This window comes from Dictyobacter formicarum (assembly GCF_016587435.1).
The window spans coordinates 208,753-223,163 of the sequence record NZ_BNJJ01000003.1 but is presented as its reverse complement, the minus strand read 5'-3'; the positions used below and the strand labels follow the sequence as shown (position 1 = coordinate 223,163).

13 protein-coding genes and 1 pseudogene are annotated in these 14,411 nt (G+C 51.9%); 8 read left to right on the top strand and 6 right to left on the bottom strand.

Annotated features, from left to right (window positions below):
* Positions 1–40 precede the first annotated feature (40 nt).
* Positions 41–946 carry an SDR family oxidoreductase gene (locus JMI88_RS06065; RefSeq protein ID WP_201360903.1) on the bottom strand — a complete coding sequence of 302 codons (906 nt, stop codon included), beginning with the start codon at positions 944–946 and terminating at the stop codon, positions 41–43.
* Between the two features lie 976 nt (positions 947–1,922).
* Here JMI88_RS06065 and JMI88_RS06060 point away from each other — a divergent pair.
* The gene (locus JMI88_RS06060) at positions 1,923–3,104 is read left to right on the top strand and encodes a CaiB/BaiF CoA transferase family protein (protein WP_201360902.1); all 1,182 of its coding nucleotides are present in this window, start codon (positions 1,923–1,925) and stop codon (positions 3,102–3,104) included.
* A gap of 131 nt (positions 3,105–3,235) precedes the next feature.
* Here JMI88_RS06060 and JMI88_RS06055 read toward each other — a convergent pair whose 3' ends face one another.
* From JMI88_RS06055 to JMI88_RS06035, 5 genes are all read right to left on the bottom strand, one after another.
* Positions 3,236–3,670, bottom strand: a complete 435-nt coding sequence (locus JMI88_RS06055; RefSeq protein ID WP_201360901.1) for an Hsp20/alpha crystallin family protein — start codon at positions 3,668–3,670, stop codon at positions 3,236–3,238.
* A 105-nt stretch (positions 3,671–3,775) separates the two neighbouring features.
* On the bottom strand, positions 3,776–4,903 hold the full coding sequence (gene tal / locus JMI88_RS06050; protein WP_201360900.1) for a transaldolase: 1,128 nt from the start codon (positions 4,901–4,903) through the stop codon (positions 3,776–3,778).
* Positions 4,904–5,015: 112 nt separating this feature from the next.
* Entirely contained in the window at positions 5,016–5,462 is a 447-nt protein-coding gene (locus JMI88_RS40585) for a carboxymuconolactone decarboxylase family protein (RefSeq protein ID WP_201361179.1), read from the bottom strand.
* A gap of 38 nt (positions 5,463–5,500) precedes the next feature.
* The gene (locus JMI88_RS06040; RefSeq protein WP_201360899.1) at positions 5,501–5,704 is read right to left on the bottom strand and encodes a hypothetical protein; all 204 of its coding nucleotides are present in this window, start codon (positions 5,702–5,704) and stop codon (positions 5,501–5,503) included.
* Between the two features lie 15 nt (positions 5,705–5,719).
* Positions 5,720–5,902, bottom strand: coding sequence for a hypothetical protein (locus JMI88_RS06035; protein ID WP_201360898.1), 183 nt, complete (start codon positions 5,900–5,902; stop codon positions 5,720–5,722).
* A 321-nt stretch (positions 5,903–6,223) separates the two neighbouring features.
* On the opposite strand from JMI88_RS06035, the gene JMI88_RS06030 reads away from it, so the two are divergent.
* The 7 genes and pseudogenes from JMI88_RS06030 (at position 6,224) to JMI88_RS06000 (ending at position 14,409) form a co-directional block, all read left to right on the top strand.
* Positions 6,224–6,514 carry a site-specific integrase gene (locus tag JMI88_RS06030; RefSeq protein ID WP_201360897.1) on the top strand — a complete coding sequence of 97 codons (291 nt, stop codon included), beginning with the start codon at positions 6,224–6,226 and terminating at the stop codon, positions 6,512–6,514.
* Between the two features lie 414 nt (positions 6,515–6,928).
* The gene (locus tag JMI88_RS06025; RefSeq protein WP_201360896.1) at positions 6,929–7,564 is read left to right on the top strand and encodes a dual OB domain-containing protein; all 636 of its coding nucleotides are present in this window, start codon (positions 6,929–6,931) and stop codon (positions 7,562–7,564) included.
* 51 nt (positions 7,565–7,615) lie between these two features.
* Positions 7,616–8,113 (top strand): annotated as a pseudogene (locus JMI88_RS06020) (SMI1/KNR4 family protein).
* Between the two features lie 16 nt (positions 8,114–8,129).
* A complete protein-coding gene (locus JMI88_RS06015; RefSeq protein WP_201360894.1) occupies positions 8,130–8,687 on the top strand; it encodes a hypothetical protein in 558 nt (185 codons plus the stop codon).
* A gap of 333 nt (positions 8,688–9,020) precedes the next feature.
* A complete protein-coding gene (locus JMI88_RS06010) occupies positions 9,021–9,914 on the top strand; it encodes a PrsW family intramembrane metalloprotease (protein ID WP_201360893.1) in 894 nt (297 codons plus the stop codon).
* Positions 9,915–10,288: 374 nt separating this feature from the next.
* Positions 10,289–12,649 (top strand): eCIS core domain-containing protein, encoded by a 2,361-nt coding sequence (locus JMI88_RS06005; protein WP_201360892.1) that lies wholly within the window; start codon positions 10,289–10,291, stop codon positions 12,647–12,649.
* A 110-nt stretch (positions 12,650–12,759) separates the two neighbouring features.
* A complete protein-coding gene (locus JMI88_RS06000; RefSeq protein ID WP_201360891.1) occupies positions 12,760–14,409 on the top strand; it encodes an eCIS core domain-containing protein in 1,650 nt (549 codons plus the stop codon).
* Positions 14,410–14,411 lie beyond the last annotated feature (2 nt).

Sequence of the window (14,411 nt, the reverse complement as noted above, 5' to 3'; positions counted from 1 at the left end):
TTCGAGATCACTCCGGTTTCCTCAAAAAGGAGCGTGTGGTTCACTTCTTCAGCTTCTGTTTCTCTTTCTTTGGTGCGAGGGTTGCCAGGGGGAGATTGAGCGTCTCGAAAAAGGATCGAGTCGCCTGTGTGACGGCGTCGTTTATCGCCTGGGGAGCCTGGCGTTGGGCAACCGGCGCGACAACAGTGTGCAATGGCCGCTCCCCCGCTGGTTGGGTGATGATTCTGGCCACCGCGTCGGTCACCTCCTGGGGATCGGGAGGTGTGGCGGATCGGTTCTCTGCGAAAAGTGGCGCCATAAACTTATCCATAGCAGCCTGATAAAGAGCAGCACGCTCTGTATCTGCTGCACTCTGATGCTTCTCTGCAATGGCGGTCGGGTAGGTTCCAGGCTCAATAATGGCGGCGTCGATGCTAAAGGGAGCGAGCTCATAGCGATATGACTCGGTGAGTCCCTCCAGGGCAAACTTCGTCGCTCCATAGAGGCCAAGAAAAGGAAGGGCCAGGCGTCCAGCAATGGAGCCTATCTGCAAGAGCAACCCGCTGCCTTGCCGACGCATGTGTGGCAGAGCCGCGCGGTTTACCCGTAACACGCTAAAAACGTTGGTATCGAATTGCTGTTGGGCTTGCTCAAGGGTGAATGCTTCCAGTGGGTCATTATACGCCATCCCGGCATTATTGACCACCACATCAAGACGCCCCGTGATTCCTATAAGGGACTCGATTGCCTGCTCCACTGAAGAGTCATCCGTGACATCGATTTCGATGATATGCAAAGCAAGATGTTCTCGTTCCGCCAGAGCTCGTAGTTCTTCTGCCACAGGTGCATTTTTTCCTGCCATAGCGCGCATTCCCGCAAAAACGGTATATCCCTGGCGTGCCAGGGTTTCGACCATCAGACGACCAAAGCCACTGGTACTACCAGTGACAAGTATTGTTTGCGCCATCGATATGTCTCCATTCTCCTCAAAACGGCATGAGCGTTTCTACTTTCTTTGGTGCAAAAACAAGCGAACTGCTAGAGGCAGTTCGGAGAGCAGCGATAGGAACATCCCAGGTTGCTCTCCCCAATGTCGCAGTTATGGTCTCCTAGAAGCCCCTCATCACATCTGTCGGCGCTTGCTTCCCCTTCAAACCCTTTACCTGCTTGCTGGAAGAGGATGGCATACTCTAGGATTTTGCTTATAACGTATCTCCCATTCTCTCAAAACGCAAACTGAGGCAAGAGGCAGATGTGAGCGTGCCCCTGTTGATCTGTCACGATGCACCTGACTTTTTGAGCGCGTGCCCTACCAAATTGTAGGTATCCTCGATTCGTCCCGCCCCCCACAACGGGCTGCTATCCAATGCCACGTGTAATGCCCGCGGCCCAAACGCCTGACTTTGGTTGGCAATCTCAATGGTTCGTTTACCTCCACCTGAGTAGTCTGGTGACCAGGAGCACCAGGGTGGCAATTACCAGGCCAACAATCAAGGGAGCGGGATAGTCTGGCTCGTCTGGCTCCAGACGAGCCACGGTGCGGCACCAGGGAACATGCGTACCTGCTTCGTCAAAAGAAAAAGGCAGCAGGAGATCGTTGACCCGCTACCTTTTTCACTCTTGCGCTGAAGTGATGTTTTTCTGGATCGCCTTAAACGGTATCTCCTATATAGTCGTTTCTTCTTCTCTAAGGATGTGTTTGCATTTTTTTCGAGGACATTAGAGGATTTCTGCTAGAAATGGAGGCAAAAGAACACGACGCATGGTTCTCCAACGAAAGGAACGGCAACCCTGCAGGGGTATCGGAAACGGAGCTAAAGTCAAATAAAAAATCAAGACAATCACCGCATGCACAATCATCTGAGCATTTTGCGAAGATCAGGTGGGAAGTGATATAACCTTAAAAAAAGCTGTTCTTTCTATGCGAAAAGAAAGGGGGCCTTGTGAGCCAGCCATTAGAAAGGATACGTGTGCTTGACCTTTCGCGTCTGCTGCCGGGTCCATATGCCTCGCAGATGCTTGCCGACTTCGGTGCCGATGTGATCAAAGTTGAGGAACCGGGCCGGGGAGACTATGCCCGCGAGATGGCGCCTGCAGACGAACGTGGCCTGGGTGTGCTCTTTGGCGCGATCAATCGGAACAAGCGCAGTATAACGCTCAACTTGAAAGTCGAGCAGGGATGCGAACTGCTGCGTGCTCTGGTGCGAAGAACTGATATCGTAATAGAAAGCTTTCGACCGGGAGTGATGCAGCGATTGGGTTTGGACTATGAACAGCTGAAAAAAATCAACCCCGATCTCATCTATTGTGCCATCTCCGGCTACGGACAAGACGGTCCCTACCGGGACAGGGCCGGGCACGATCTTAACTACCAGGGGTACGCCGGCTTGCTCGACTACCAGCGGGACGCACAGGGAGTTCCTTCTCTTCCAGCCACGCAACTAGGTGACCTGATTGGCGGGAGTTATAGCGCCGTTGTTGGTATCCTGTTAGCCCTGGTGGAGCGTGCGCACAGCGGGCGGGGGTGCTTCGTCGATGTTGCCATGACTGAGAACCTGTTGAGTCTGATGCCCCTGGTCACTTCGCTGTATCTGCACAGCGGTGTGAGCCTGTCGCCGGAGCGCTCGCCACTGAACGGTGCTCTCCCCTGCTATCACATCTACGAGGCAGGTGATGGCAAGTATGTTACTCTCGCCGCTCTGGAGCCAAAGTTCTGGCGCACCTTTTGTGAGCGCATTGGACATCCTGAACTGATAGATGCGCATATGCCGACCACTGCAGAGCAGCGGGATGAGACCATACGCGCCTTGCAAGCCATCTTCAAAACGCGCTCGCGTGATGCATGGGTTGAGGTATGTCGTGGCGACGATACTTGCCTGGGTCCCGTCTACAGCATCGACGAAGCCTTCAACGATCCCCAGGCACGGGCGCGCCATGTTGTGCGCACTGGTGAAGCAGGCGGAAAGGAGCTATCCACATTGGCGCGCTTCCCACGCCTGGTTGGAGGCGAGCATGTGACACCGCAGCCTGTCCCCCGCGTCGGTGAGCATAGTGAGGCTATTCTGCAAGAATTGGGATATAGCGCAGAGCAAATTCAAGCCTGGAGGAGGCAGGGTGTGATTTAACGTGTCTATGCTACCCTTCCTACCAGAGATCTTTATGAGCGAGCTGGAACGCGGTGTTCCGCAAAGATGCGACTCCGCGCCGTGCTCTGTCTCACCATGTTTCCTGAAAGGAGCGCAAACCGCTCGCCCCCTCATGGCTGAACACAGGTGGGAGGATGTCCGACATTGCCTTTGCGTTCCCCGTGTGTCGGCGTGATGCGGTCGAGCACGAGGCGTGCAGGGAGGGTGTGTTGGCTGATTGGCAAGGTCACGAGCAACACGCCATTGCCGTAGGTGACGTTGGCGCACATGGCATTGACCGGGATGGGGAGAGCCAACTCGCGGTGATAGACTCCCACGCTCCATTCATCGAGCAAGAGTTCCTTGACCCCTTTGAGCATGCCGCGCAGGTCTCCATGCAGGAGGAGGTGACCATCGGCGGTGACTTCGACGACGATGTTCTCGGGTTCCAGACCAGGCATGGGGGCGGCGACCATCAAACGCTCCTCTGTCCGGTAGATCTTGACCGGAACAAGCTGCTGCTTCATCTGCTCAGGCATACGCTTCACCTCTCCTCTTTCACTCATTGTTGGTTCCACTCATGACTTGAGAGCTTGATCTCCATCACAGGAGGCGCAAAAGGGAAGGGAGCCTCCTTTCTCATTTCCTGGAGCGAACAGCTCCCCTCGCCCCTACGATTGCAGCCCCTTGCGCTTGTTCTCAATGCACCCAAACAGCTTCTGGAAGGAGTCGATGAACTTCTGCACTCCCTCCTCTTGCAGTTGTCGCGTGACCTGGTCGTAGGAGATCCCGATCTGCGCGAGCGCCGCCAACTGCGTTTTCGCTTGTGGGAGCTGATCCTCGATGGAGAGGCGCGCGTTTCCATGCTCGCGGAAGCCTTCGAGCGTTGTGAGCGGCATGGTGTTCACGGTGTCGGGACCGATCAGTTCCTCGACGTAGAGGACATCGCGGTAGGCCGGATTTTTTGCGCTCGTGCTGGCCCATAAGGGCCGTTGGACACGCGCTCCCTCAAGCTGGAGAGCCGCAAAGCGTGGCCCGCCAAACAGCCGTTTGAACTCCTGGTAGGCCAGGCGCGCATTGGCGATGGCGGTTTTGCCCTCCAGATCTTTAAGCTGAGGCTTTGCGCCGGTGCCAGCAGCTTTGATCCTGTCTTCGAGCAAGGCATCCACGAGGACATCGACGCGGCTGACAAAGAAGCTGGCGACCGAGGCGATGCGACTGATGTCACGGCCATCGTCCAGGCGCTCCTCCAGGGCACCCAGGTACGCCCCGGCCACCTGGAGGTAGTTCTCGATGGAGAAGATGAGTGTAATGTTGATGTTGATGCCAGAGGCGAGTGCCCGGTGAATGGCAGGAATGCCTGCCGGTGTGGCCGGGATCTTCACCATCAGGTTCGGACGATCAATCGTCTGCCAGAAGCGGCGCACCTCTGCAAGCGTGCCTTTGGTATCATGGGCCAGATAGGGCGAGACTTCGATGCTCACAAACCCGTCCTGCCCTGCGGTTCGTTCATAGGTGGGACGCAGCAGATCAGCGACCTGCCGAACATCGGTCATTGCCAACGTCTCGTAGATGGCCGGGGCATCCTTGCCCTGTGCGATGAGCTGCCGCATCTGCTCATTGTAGGCTGTGCCATGATCAATAGCGTGTTCAAAAATGGTTGGATTGCCAGTTGCCCCAGAGAGGCCATCCTCGTTGATCAGTTGCTCAAAGAGACCAGAGTACAACTGTGCCCGGTCAATATCGTCCAGCCAGACACTTTGCCCCAGCGCTTCCAGTTGTCGGAGTGAATTACTCATGGCGGTGTCTCCTTTTCTGGGTGTCTCCTGCACCGATGACATCACAGAAAGTCCCCTCATGCCTCGTTGATGGTCTACCAAACGTCGAGTCAGGCAGGCTCTTTCGCGCCTGCTACCCAGGAACGGTGCGGAAGCTGATTGCCAGCCGGTTCCAGCCGTTGATGGCAATGATCGCCAGTGTCAAGTAGACCAGTTCTTCGTCGGTAAACTGCTTGCGAACTGCCGCATAGACCGCATCTGGCACGTGGTCAACGGAAACGAGCGTCACGGCCTCGGTCCAGGCCAGAGCGGCCCGCTCGCGTTCGGTATAGAAGGGGGCCTCACGCCAGGCCACCAGCTCATAGAGGCGTTGTTCGGTTTCGCCGCGCGACCGCGCGGCTTGGGTATGCAGATTGATTCAATATGCGCAGCCATTGATCTGCGACGCACGAATTTTCACCAGTTCAATGAGCAACGGCTCCTGGTTTGCAAGGGGGGATGACCGGACCAGGTGGTCTAAGCCCCCCATTGCTCTCCCTAAACCGGGAACAAGAGAGCCGTAATCGAGTCGTGGTTGCATCTCCATAGAGTACCTCCTGCTCTTTCGAAAGATGGTTGTCATGCTAACTTGCTTGTCGGGAACGCATAGCGCAGAAACAGGTGGCTCCCGCCTCGTTTGACGCTCACCAGGGTGCCCCAGAGGGGATGTTCGGGCGCAAAAAGGTGTCCCTCGACCAGTCCAGGCCGCGCCGTCGCGCTGTCTCGACCGGCAATCTGTGGAGCCAGCGTCAGGAACAGTTCATCCAGGAGTTGCTCCGTCAAGAAGGCTCCCAGCACCTATGGCCCGCCTTCGACCAGGATGATCTGGCACGAGCGCACCGCGCACACCGCCTGGGCAGAGAGCAGGTCGGTCTGGAGCACGCCTGTGACCTGCACCGCTGGAGGGATGCTCTGCTCGTGGAGACGCGTTGCGCCCTGTGTGGTCGTGACGATGAGCACAGGCACCTCCTCATGGTACAACAGATGGATGGCTGCCTATCGCCCCTCTGATCAGGACCAGATCCGGCTCCTCCCCAGGCAAGCAATGAAGAGATCCGGCTGAAGTCGATGCGTCCTCGCTCGAACGTTCGGTCTGAGCGCAGCATCCTGACGGCGGCAGGCAAGACGAAGCGGAGTTGTGCAGATCAGCTTTCTCTGGAACGCCATGCCCTGCTCATGCACAGCAGGAATACCCGAGGCGATGGGCTCGTTCCAATCTCAACTATATATCGTCCTACAATAGGAGCTACGATAGGAGTATAGCACATTGGAGAAGAGCGGGAAAGGAAGATTCCCCCCTCTTTGTATGAACAGGAAGAACGCGTGCCCTTCCAACTCGCTGTCCTTACACTGATTGCCTTGATTGGCTATCGCAACTTTTTGCAACACGAGCAACACAAATCCATCAGTACCATCAACCTGCGTATCAGTGCCTTGCGTGCCTGGTGCGCTTGGCTGGCCGATCAGGGATATCTGCCACTCGATCTGGCAACACGGATGAGGTTGGCCAGCGGGGAAGCGGGAAGCACTCGCGAGGGACTATCCCATACACAAGTCAATGCACTATGGAGGCATAAATTGGATATTGCTTAATCTATACATAACCTATGTCTGCGTTCCTTTCCTGGACAGTCTTCTACTTTATTGCCAGAGCTTTTAAAGGACAGGGAGAATAAGTAGAATATATTTATAGCTGTATGTTGTTCTATGTTCCGCTCCAAATCATTAGCGGATTGCTGCTTCTTATTCCATTTCTGGGTTTCTTTTTAAGCTTCGCAATCAGCATCTACTCGTATATTCTGATGATCTTTATGACCATGGCCGTCCATCGCTTAAGCGGAGGAAAAGCCAGCATGGCGGTACTTATCCTGCCAATTAGCGCGCTAATTCTATCGATTACCGCATTTATTCTGCTTTTTATTGTATTTAGCTCTATCATATCTGGTGCTCTTTCACAATAATTTGAGATTACTTTAACAGTACAGGAAAATTTCGCAAGGATGTGCAATGAAAGTTTGGATCACTGCAAAAATTGCGTATGGGAGCAAGATTTGTTTACATGGTTTGACAGAAGATAAGAAAAATGTTCGCTTGTTACGCAACGATGGGAGTTATTATCCTGCAGCCACAGGGTTCAACGTGGGACAAATTTGGGATATGACCTTTTCTCGCGCTCGTCGCTTGATTGCTCCTCATAGTGAAAATGTGATTGTTACTTCCTGTAAACTCATTGGTCAGGAGGCAGATATGAGAGCGTTTCTCTGTGCTCACGTTTCGCTCTGGCAAGGAGGTCCTGATCAGCTTTTCGGGGGTTCGTTACGATCGGTTTTAAATAAGAAAAAGCTCTTTATTTCAGAGGGAACATCCTTCCAACCGATAAGTATGGGATATTGGTTGTCCGATACCCCACTGATCAAATGGCATGATGAGGAAGACCATCCAGGCTATCGTTACTATACCTCTGAGACAGAACATCTCATTGATTATCAAGGAGCAGCCGTACAGGTGTTTAAAATTCCGGCAGATTCACTTGTACATGTTGCTTTAACTCGCTGGTGGGTGCCATCAAATCGCTATGCAGCCCATGAAAGCACAAAAGTGAAGCGCCGTTGTTATCTTTATATCGCTGGTTGGTATGAATAAACACAGCCTATTACTATAGCAGAACCAGTCATTTATAGATAAGAGGTTTTGATGGAAATAGACAGTTTAGTTCATAAAACTCGTGCAACGCCACACTGTCAGGTGTATGAGCCTGTAGGGCTTCCAATTTTAGAACCGAATCATATTTTACCGGAAGATGTGAAACACTTCTATACGACATGTGGGGATGTAAGCCTGTTTCGTGAACCAGATGTAGAATACTCTCCGTTAATCATTGTGCCACCTACGCGTTGTGTTCTTGCTAATCCGGTGATCATCGGTGAGATTGTTGAAGGCGACATCACTGCGAGCTGGTATATCATTGGTGATGATACAAATGGTGATTACATAACCATTGATTTCAGTAAAGAATGACTGGGGCGATGCTATGATAGTTTTCATGAAACGCATGGGCTACGTGGAGATTGTCCGATTATAGCGACCTCTTTTACGGACCTTCTTTCCCATCTCTATAGCAATGTTGGACAGTATTGGTACTGGCTGCAGCCAGATTTTGTGCCTCTCGGTGATGCCTACGATAGGCTGTAAAATGAGGAGCATTTTCATGGAATCAAAACAGGAAGTCGAACTTCCTGGGAGAATGTATCGGTTGGCAGAACAGCATCGCGTTGGCCAGCCTCTCGCGCTCTACCACATACAGACAAAGTGGAAGCGCACTCTAAATCTACTCAATTATTTTTTACTGACGAGTGTGATCTGTTGGGTGTTATTTGTACTCGTTGCATTTGCTGTTTTCTTCTATCAATTGCTTGCGCATCAGATTGTGGATGTTCAATGGCAACTTCAACTGATCCTCATTCGTAGCTTTGGTGGTTTATGGGGTTGTCTTGTTTTTATATATGCTAGCTATACGATTACTCAACGGTGTCGCATATCTTGCCTTGTTTGTACAGAAGGGCTTTTAATGATTTCCCGAAAAAAGGTAGAGGAGATTACTTACTGGAATGAGGCAAGAGGATTTCGGGAAGTGCCAAGGTTTGGCATGCCAAAGCAGTACATGTTTTTCCGTGTCAACCGCGATCCACTCTCATTGAGCAATATTTATGAGGATTTTGATGGCCTTATCGATCTCATCAGACAACATATCCCAAAACAATTATAAAATTTGTCATTTGTATTGTGTTATCTAGTTACTAGCTGGCCTTCAGAACCAGCTAGCAGCCTTCAATTTTGACAGCAACGTGATAGCAACGCGGGTGGATTCGCTTTGATTTTGCTGCTTTATTGCGCACCGGCTTTTATGATCTTGTGTTTCAAGTCCAGGGTTGCCTCCATATATTTGCCTTCTTCGTGTTAGAAGTATTCATGAATAGCATATATGTAGTATCGGCATAGTAACGCATCTTTTCGGGAATGGTCGAGTGTTATGGCCCAGCCTTACATTTAGCATTGGGTGGGGAAAGCTTCAAGCTGTTAGACTGTATGGAGATATAGAATGAATCAAAATATGTTAAAGCCGCAGACGACTGGCTATTATATGGCACGTGGTCAGCGCGGCTGTCTATCCACATTTCTGCTTGGAATTGTCCTCTTTGTGGCAACGGCACTGGCGTTGCTTTTTACGGGAAATCCGAATCTGTATCCCACGGTGATCATCATTGGCAACTTCCTCATTCCAATAGTTTTTGTCGTATTTTTATATGATCACCAGCATCTGAGTTCCTTGAGCCCTGGGACAATCGGGCGTAGTTTTGGCATTGGAGGTATTCTCGGGGTACTTGGGGCCTCAATCCTTGAATCAATCTTGCTTCCTCGGCCAGATACTCCTGATCAGGGCCTGACGTTTTCAACCGCATTATTGGTTGGGCTTATCGAGGAGGGTTGTAAAATTCTCGCCGTAATCATCCTGGCCAGGCGCATGCAACCGCGTTCACAGATGGACGGTTTGTTGCTGGGGGCGGCAGTCGGTATGGGCTTTGCCGCTTTTGAGAGCACTGGCTATGCCTTTACCGCTTTTTTGGCCACTCAAGGGCATATCTCTGCATCGCTCTTCTCGACTATTCTACGTGGTTTACTGGCTCCCTTTGGTCATGGAACCTGGACAGCCATCCTTGGAGCTGTCTTATTCCGCCAGAACCAACGAGGGCATTCCTTTTTCAGTCTACCGGTCATTCTAACATACCTGTTTGTCTCTGTTCTCCATGGTTTATGGGATGGTTTCCCGCTCTTCCTCTTTCCCTTCATCGTCGATGTATCTGGTATTGACATTCCACTGGCAACGATAATCATCGGCCTGCTCGGCCTCGTCATCCTGACCGTGGTTTATCAAGGTGCGATCCGCCAGCGTATTCTGACCGGCCAGTTGCCGCCTTTGAATAGGCTTCCATAAATATAACCCCTTTTCACCGCTAGCCTTCGAAGCAATGAGGATATCCTCGTTGCCTCAAAGGCTGGTCATGGTAAAATTGGAATACTCATAATTCTCGGTAAAAGACTACGGCAAAATTGATAGCTGACTTATTACTAATTGGGCGAAACATGCCAACTACATAGTCAATATGCTCTACAAGGGAATCGGCTTGAGCTTTTGATCGTGCTATCAACAATCTTGAGGGTACGGTGACCAGAAAAGACCATTTTGGCAACACAGTTAAAATAGAGTGCTATATGGTAAAATATTTAATGAGTATTTTTAAGATGCTCTGTCAATTTCGCCAGCATAATACTATGTGAGCCATTCAGGGCAAGCAAGAGGAGCGCTGCATGGACTATCAACGAGCGATGAAAGCAGCCCAGAAGGGACAGCCGAAGACACCTGTTCCCTTGCTACGCCAGCCATCCTTCGATCATGCCACAACACATCCACTCCTCGAACTTCAGCACACCATAGGCAACCAGGCTGTGCTCAATCTGTTGCGCTCCAGGAATATACAAAGCGATACACCAGCACAAGCGTCGATAGAACCATACTTTGATTATGATTCGAGTCAGATACCTGCTTACCCCTTACTCTCGCCAGTACTCCAAACAAAACTAGTGATCAATCAGCCGGGAGACCAGTATGAGCAGGAAGCCGACCGAGTTGCCAATCAAACTATGACAATGCCAGCGGACCACTCCATTAGTGTCGCATCACTGAGTATCCCACGTTTCTCTGGGCAATCCAATGGGCAGATAGATACGGCGACCGCCAGTGTGAACCAGGCTCTAGCTACTCCCGGCAGACCTCTGGAGTCGACGTTACGACAGGACATGGAGCAACGCTTCGGGCGCGATTTCTCCCAGGTGCGAATCCACTCTGGTGTGTCTGCCGAGCGATCAGCGCATGAGGTAAACGCCAATGCCTACACCGTGGGGCATGACATTGTGTTTGGGGCAGGTCAATTCGTACCAGAAACGCAAGAGGGGCGGCGGTTGATTGCCCATGAACTGACACATGTGGTGCAGCAGTCTGGTATAGACGGGGTGAACGTTGGTCAGCGAACTAATAACTGTGATCCGTTGTCCCATACTACGCGCTTGCCATTAACGGTTCAGAGAGACTCACCCAAGACCCCCGCTTCACCGCTCCCTAAACTTCCACAGAAGATTATTCCCGGTTCCACGCATCTCAGTCGTCAGACGCAAGCCTACCGTGTGGATCATCCCAACTTGCCGGGAGGCACGAACCTTGTAGCCTTCGAGTATTCAGTTGGTAATGCCGAGCGGCAGGTGCAGGTTATCGAAAATCGTGCTGGAGTCGCCCACTCTGAAGAGATGATGGACGAGTTCCTACAACAACTCCGCAGAAAGGTACGTGCCCCCATCACCGTTCATGAAATCTATTCCGAGCGACAGCCTTGTGGACCTTCTGAACACGACTGTGAAGGATTGCTGCTCAGACGCTACCCTCAGGCAAAAACAACCTTTGGCTACAACTATCAGGAAACGTTCGATCCGGCTAGTGAATCTAGAGCCGGGCGGACGCGGACAGCAATAGATGCTGCCCACGAGCGTCTCACCAGGACCAGGCAGTTGGAATGGGATTTTGAGAAAAAAACTCCTCCTCCTCACTATGAGCGTTTAGAGCCGGGTACGCCTTCGACCCGGCCACGACGACAACGCTCAAGGAATACTGCTGATACTGCGCGTGCGATTGCCGAGTTGGATGCGCAAACTGCCAGGGCTCAGGGCTTCACGGCGCGTATCCGTACCTATGTGGCCGCCTATGGTGTTCTACAACATACACTCTCGCTCCTTAACACGATCGAGTTCGCCGAGCGAATTTTCTTCGACGGCACAGTATTTCCAAGCGAGCAGCGTGATGCTAACCTGGTTGAGGGCCAGAGCGAAAAGGCTTTGTCAGATGCGGAAAGTGTGGTTACAGAGCAAGCCCATATCTCGGCCTTTATCGCGGCAGGGGAGGCGCTTCGAGGCGGGGACCAGCAGGCCCTGTTCGCTTTGGAAAACTCTCTTGTCGCACTCAACAAGGAGGTGTCCGACTCAGCCAGGGACCTGAGTGGCATGTCCGCAGAGATCGATGCACAGGCGCAAGCGATGCTGGAGGCAAGTAAGCATAACAAGCAGGCGGCAACTCAAGGTATGGATGATGCGGCAATGGCCCAGGCCGCCGCGCTGTACATCTCCACTGAGAAATTGGGCAACACGTTGCGAACAGCGGCTGAGAATTATAAGTCGGCGGCAGAGATGCTCAGTACTTATTCTACCCAGATTAACTCGATTGCAAGTCAGGCTGAGGAAGCAGCGTGGAGCCTGGGTTACGAACGAATCATTGAGGCACAGCATGAGATCGATCGGCAGGAACGTGCTAAGCTCCAGCCGCTGACTCCTGAGCCGACGTCGACCGCGAGATTGACTGTGCAAAGTCGGGGCTTTGAGGATGAGTTGACGGAGAAGAGCAATGATGTGCTGCGGTTTTCTAAAACGGGAGAAGAAGTCACTGCTGACCGCCTGATCTCCTGGGCCAAACGGAGCCATCCACGCGGCTTAGACGATCCGACGCTCTTGAAAGATCTTTATAGCTCACACGAATTCAACGGTTCAGATGACGCACATGAGCGGGCTGCCGTTATGTTAGTACTCAAGTTGCGTGAGGAAAAATTAAAAGCTCGTACAGCAGAATAGCAAAATTAGACCCTACATTATAAACCGTTCAATGAATATTTGAAGGTATTAGTGATTTTCACTAAACAATAGTACAAAAAGTCATTCCGGGCAGACAAGAGGAGCGCTGTATGGAATATCAACAAACTGCCAAAGATGTCCAAAATGAACAGCCGAAGACGTGTTCTTCTTCGCTACATCAGACATCGTTCAACCTCGCCAAAGTCTATCCCCTTCTTGAGCTCCAGCGAACCATTGGCAATCAAGCTGTGCTCAATCTGTTGCGCTCCAGGACGCTACCAAGCGATTCATCAACACAAGCGCCGATAGAACCATATGTCGGTCACGATTTTAGCCGGATTTCCACCTATGCTCCTGCCACAAGAGTGATACAGACGAAACTGACAATCAATCAGCCAGGAGACCAATATGAGCAGGAAGCCGACCGCATCTCCCAACAAATGAGTGCAACGCCTGCGTATGCCGCTGCTAGTGGCGTCGCACCACTCATCCAGCACTTCTCGGGGGAATCGAATGAGCAGATGAATGTAGCGCCTGTTAGCGTAGAACTTGCCCTGGCCAGTCGCGGCGGCCCGCTGGAGCCCGTACTGCGACAAGACATGGAGCAGCGCCTTGGCTATGATTTCTCAAGTGTGCGGATACATACTGATGCGCAGGCGGCGGAGTCAGCGCGGGACGTGAACGCCTATGCTTACACTGCGGGGCACGACATTGTGTTTGGTACAGGGCGGTTCGCACCGGGGACGCACGAAGGACGGCGGTTGATTGCCCATGAGCTGACACATGTCGTGCAACAGGGGGATTTAAATGCTAATGTGGTACGGCGTTCGCCACCAGGTGGCAAGGTTCCAGAGGCTAATGGAGAAATTCTTGGCGCATCAGAATCCACTTCTGAAACGGTAGTGCTGTATCATTATGGAAACCTTGAAGGAGTGGATTTATTTAAATCTTCCCCAGGTTATCCGAGGCTAACAGATTGTGGCATAGCTACTTCTCAAGCTGAAGTAGCGGAATACACAGGCACCCCGGTAACGAATAACCTTGTCTATAAATACGAATTAAAGATTGATCGCGCGTATTTTGAAAAGAATTTCATAGACACTGGAACACGAAAAGGTTATTCGGAGTTTGTTACAAAGCAATCAATTCCAATCAAGTATTTCCGAATAGTTCTTAAGCTCACGCCTGCTTCTACTACGCCTGCGACAAGCATCACCGGCCAGATCACGGTGCCGCAGCGCGGATCAGTAACCCCAACAGGAGGGTCGGCCAGGCCGGTGACAAGCGTTGCTGGCGAGATCACGGTGCCGCAGCGCGGATCAGTAACCCCAACAGGAGGGTCGGCCAGGCCGGTGACAAGCGTTGCTGGTGAGATCACAGTGCCGCAGCGCGGATCAGTGACCCCGACCGGGGGAACAACCAGGGCGGTAACAAGTGCCGCTGGTGAGATCACGCCGAAGGCCACACCACCCACTATTCGACCAACCACGATGGGTCGCATAGTGGGTGGTGCATCAACTGTAATTACGGTGGTTGGTTCAATTGCTCTCCTAAAGCAGCTACAAGACGCTTTCGCAGGGCGCGTCGAAATAGAATTAAAGGATTTGGATCCAGGCGACTTCGAAGTTGGGCACGAATTTCGCCAGGTTCCTTTTGTTAAGGATGAGCATGACCAGCAATGGTATATAGACATCAGAGTTGAGAGAAATTTATTCTTCATGAAGAGGTTCTATGCTGTTAATATATACACAATCGCTTGAGC

Excerpts from the sequence above, each read along its gene's own strand:
- JMI88_RS06010 (WP_201360893.1), top strand. The coding sequence starts at position 9,021 with ATGAATCAAAATATGTTAAAGCCGCAGACGACTGGCTATTATATGGCA.
- JMI88_RS06005 (WP_201360892.1), top strand. The coding sequence starts at position 10,289 with ATGGACTATCAACGAGCGATGAAAGCAGCCCAGAAGGGACAGCCGAAG.
- JMI88_RS06015 (WP_201360894.1), top strand. The coding sequence starts at position 8,130 with ATGGAATCAAAACAGGAAGTCGAACTTCCTGGGAGAATGTATCGGTTG.
- JMI88_RS06055 (WP_201360901.1), bottom strand. The coding sequence starts at position 3,670 with ATGAGTGAAAGAGGAGAGGTGAAGCGTATGCCTGAGCAGATGAAGCAG.
- JMI88_RS06065 (WP_201360903.1), bottom strand. The coding sequence starts at position 946 with ATGGCGCAAACAATACTTGTCACTGGTAGTACCAGTGGCTTTGGTCGT.
- JMI88_RS06000 (WP_201360891.1), top strand. The coding sequence starts at position 12,760 with ATGGAATATCAACAAACTGCCAAAGATGTCCAAAATGAACAGCCGAAG.
- tal (WP_201360900.1), bottom strand. The coding sequence starts at position 4,903 with ATGAGTAATTCACTCCGACAACTGGAAGCGCTGGGGCAAAGTGTCTGG.
- JMI88_RS06025 (WP_201360896.1), top strand. The coding sequence starts at position 6,929 with ATGAAAGTTTGGATCACTGCAAAAATTGCGTATGGGAGCAAGATTTGT.